At 61.6% G+C, this 4026-nt stretch carries 3 protein-coding genes; all 3 read right to left on the bottom strand.

The genetic code is table 11. The features are described 5' to 3' along the window. The coding region (locus ACR0DE_RS21310) for an iron-containing alcohol dehydrogenase (RefSeq protein ID WP_170819531.1) at positions 1-1098 on the bottom strand (1098 nt) is incomplete at its 3' end. Positions 1099-1165: 67 nt separating this feature from the next. Then, positions 1166-2548 carry an aldehyde dehydrogenase family protein gene (locus ACR0DE_RS21305; protein ID WP_480459954.1) on the bottom strand — a complete coding sequence of 461 codons (1383 nt, stop codon included), beginning with the start codon at positions 2546-2548 and terminating at the stop codon, positions 1166-1168. 128 nt (positions 2549-2676) lie between these two features. Then, a partial coding sequence (locus ACR0DE_RS21300; RefSeq protein ID WP_480755201.1) for a glutamine synthetase family protein occupies positions 2677-4026 on the bottom strand: 1350 nt, incomplete at its 5' end.

Raw genomic sequence — 4026 nt, 5'->3', positions numbered from 1 at the left:
GATCGGATTCCCTCCGCATGAGGGGTCGATGATTGCGCCTTGGACCAGTTCGGGGATGGCGGCTTTGGTGACGCCGAGGTCGGAGAGTTTGCGGGGGATGGCGAGGCTGTCGTTGAACTCTTGCACGAAGCTGCGGAAGCCGTCGAAGCCGCCGTCGATGCCCAGATAGGCGGCGGCCTGCTGGAAGCGGTCGGCGATGACTGGCGCGTTGAACTCGAGCACGGCGGGCATGCAGACCGCGTTGGTGGTGCCGTGGTGGGTGTTGAACACCGCGCCGACGGGGTGGCTCATGGCGTGGATGGCGCCCAGGCCTTTCTGGAAGGCGGTGGCCCCCATCGCCGCCGCGCTCATCATCTGGGCGCGGGCTTCGATGTCGGTGCCGTCCGCATAGGCACGTGGCAGGTAGTCCTTGACCAGCCGCATCCCTTCCAGCGCGATGCCCTGAGACATCGGGTGGTAATGCGGGCTGCTGAACGCCTCGACACAATGCGCGAACGCATCCAGACCGGTGCCTGCGGTGATGAACTTGGGCATGCCCACCGTCAGCTCGGGGTCGCAGATCACCACGGTCGGCAGCACCTTGGGATGGAAGATGATCTTCTTGGCGTGGGTTTCAGAATTGGTGATGACGCTGGCGCGCCCCACTTCGGACCCGGTCCCGGCAGTTGTGGGGACGGCGATGATCGGCGCGATGGCATCGGCATCCGCTCGGGTCCACCAATCGCCGATATCCTCAAAGTCCCAGACCGGGCGCGTCTGACCACACATGAAGGCGACCATCTTGCCCAGATCCAGCCCCGAGCCGCCGCCAAAAGCGATCACCCCGTCATGGCCGCCCGCGTTATAGGCCGCAACACCGGCCTCGAGGTTCTGTTCATTGGGGTTCGGGTCCACATCCGCGAACAGACCCCGGCCCAGACCGGCGGTCTCCATGATATCCAGCGTCGCGGTGGTGATCGGCAGATCGGCCAGCCCCTTGTCGGTGACCAGCAGCGGTTTCTTCATGCCGGCCGCCGCACAGGCTTCGGGCAATTCATTGATCCGCCCGGCCCCGAATTTGATTGCGGTTGGATAAGACCAGTTTCCAACAAGTGACATGTTTGCTTTCCTTCGTGTCAAAAGGCCTGCCCCGGCGAGGGGGTCATTCCGAGGCAGGCCGGCGTCCTTAGCCCGTGACCTTTTTCAGGTGATAGGATTTGGGACGTGTCAGGTTGTGATAGCCAATGACCGACAGACCGCCGCCGCGCCCGGTATTCTTGCAGCCGGTCCAGCACAGGCCGGGATCCAGATAATCGGCGCGGTTCATGAAGACGGTGCCCGTCTCAATCTGGTCGCCCACCCGCGCAGCACGGTCCAGATCGCTGGTCCAGAGGCTCGCCGTCAGGCCAAACGCGCTGTCATTCATCAGCCGGATGGCCTCGTCATCCGTGGACACTTTCATAATGCCCACTACCGGACCAAAGCTTTCATCCCGCATCACCCGCATGTCATGGGTGACATTGGTCAGGATCTGCGGCGTCAGATATGCGCCGCCATCATCCTCGGGGAAGATGTCGATATGGGCCACCGCACCAGCCTCGACCGCCTCGGCAATCTGCGCCCGCACCTCATCGGCAAAGCGCACATTGGCCATCGGGCCAATGGTGGTCTCAGCGTCCAGCGGATTGCCCAGCTTATAGCCCTTCACGATCTCCACCGCCCTGGCGACGAAGTCGTCATACAGGCTTTCATGCACATAAATCCGCTCGATCCCGCAGCAGCACTGGCCCGCGTTGAACATTGCCCCGTCGATCAGCGTCTCAACCGCCGCCTCCAGATCGGCATCGTCCATCACATAACCCGGATCCTTGCCGCCCAGCTCAGTCCCGACGCCGGTAAAGGTGCCCGCCGCCGCGCGCTCCATCGCCTGGCCGCCGCCGACCGAGCCGGTGAAGTTCACGAAGTCGAACGCATTGCCCGCGATCAGATCGTTGGTCACGTCATGGCTCAGAAAGACATTCTGGAACACGTCTTCCGGCACACCCGCTGCATGGAAGGCCTGCGCCATACGCTCGCCCACCAGCAGGGTCTGCGTGGCGTGTTTCAGGATCACCGTATTACCCGCGATCAGCGCAGGCGCCACCGTATTGATCGCCGTCATATAGGGGTAGTTCCACGGCGCCACCACAAACACCACCCCATGCGGGATGCGCCTGATATAGCGCTTGAACGTCTCATCTTCGCCCACCGCGATATCAGCCAATGCGCTTTCGGCAATCCCGGCCATATGGCTTGCGCGCTCGTTGAAGCCGCCGAACTCACCGCCATAGCGCACCGGGCGACCCATCATATGCGCCAACTCGGGCACGATTTCCTCATTCATCGCGCCAACAGCAGCCACACCCGCCATCACGAGATCAATGCGTTCCCGCAAGGGCCGCGCCGCCCAAGCCGCCTGTGCGGCCCGCGCCCGGCCCGCAACCTCAAACGCCGCCTCCCGCGACAACACCTCGCGCTCGGCAAAAACCGACCCATCAATCGGCGAGACACATTGCAACATCTGCCCCATAGTCACTCCATCTCTAAAGAGAGCAGGATCCCTGCTTCATCTGGCCATAAATATCTCGGGGGCCGCCATTGGTGCGCCATTGGTTCGAGCGCCAATGGCGGCGGGGCTGGCCCCTCGCTTTCACCCTCTCAAGCCCGCTCGAACCCGCGGGCAATTTCCCAATCGGTCACCACGCGCTCAAACTCTTCGATCTCAACCTCGGCCGCGCGCGCATAGTGATCGACAACGTCATCTCCCATCGCAGCCCGCAACATCGCCGAGCCATGCAGCGCATCCCGCGCCGCGCGCAGATCGCCCGGGATCATCCCCGTCTCTCCCTGATAGACGTCGCCCGTGGTCGGCGGCTGCAACTCCAGCCCTTCTTCGATCCCAGCGATCCCCGCCGCCAGCATCCCAGCCATCGCCAGATAGGGGTTCATATCCGAGCCCGGGATACGGCATTCCACCCGCACCGCCTTGGTGCCGTCACCGCACAGGCGGAACCCGGCGGTGCGGTTGTCCACCGACCAGATGATCCGCGTCGGCGCAAAGGTCCCCTTCATGAACCGCTTGTAGCTGTTGATGTAGGGCGCCATGAAACAGGTGTAATCGGCGGCGTATTTCAGCAGACCCGCCATGTAGCTTTTCATCACATCCGACATGCCGAGCGGGTCTTTTTCGTCGAAAAAGATCGGCCGCCCCTCGGACCAGAGCGACTGATGCACGTGGCTGGAACTGCCCACTTTCTCATGATGCCATTTCGGCAGGAAGGTCGCGGCATGCCCATGCTGCCAGGCAATCTCTTTCACCGCGTTCTTGGCGATCGAGTGATACTCGGCCGTCTCCATCGCAGGCGCATATTTGATGTTCAGTTCTTCCTGCCCGGTCTCGGCCTCACCTTTCGTGTTCTCGACCGGTATCCCCGCATCCCACAGATGGTTGCGGATCGGGCGCATCACATGCTCTTCCTTGGTGGTCTGAAGGATGTGATAGTCCTCGTTATACCCCGAGATCGGCTCAAGGTCGCGAAAGCCTTCCTTGCGGATCTGATCAAAGCTTTTCTCGAACAGGAAAAACTCCAGCTCGGTGGCGCACATCGCGTCATAACCCATCGCCTTCAACCGGTTCACCTGACGCTTCAGGATCGAGCGCGGCGCGTGTGGCACTTCTTCATGCGTGTGATGATCCAGCACATCGCACATCACCATCGCCGTGCCTTCCAGCCACGGTACAGGGCGCAGAGTGCTCAGATCCGGCTTCATCACATAATCGCCATAGCCCCGATCCCAACTGGTCGAGGCATACCCATCCGGCGTCCCCATCTCGAGATCCGTCGCCAGCAGATAATTGCAGCAATGTGTCTCTTCCCACGCACCCGCAACAAAATGACCCGCATGAAACCGCTTGCCCATCAAACGGCCCTGAAGGTCAACCAAACAAACCAATACCGTATCAATCTCGCCAGACGAAACCTCAGCCTTCAAATGCTCAAATGTCAG

It is taken from the genome of Ruegeria sp. C10 (assembly GCF_056537805.1).
The sequence above is the reverse complement of the archived record's forward strand: the minus strand, read 5'-3'. Positions and strand labels throughout refer to the sequence as shown.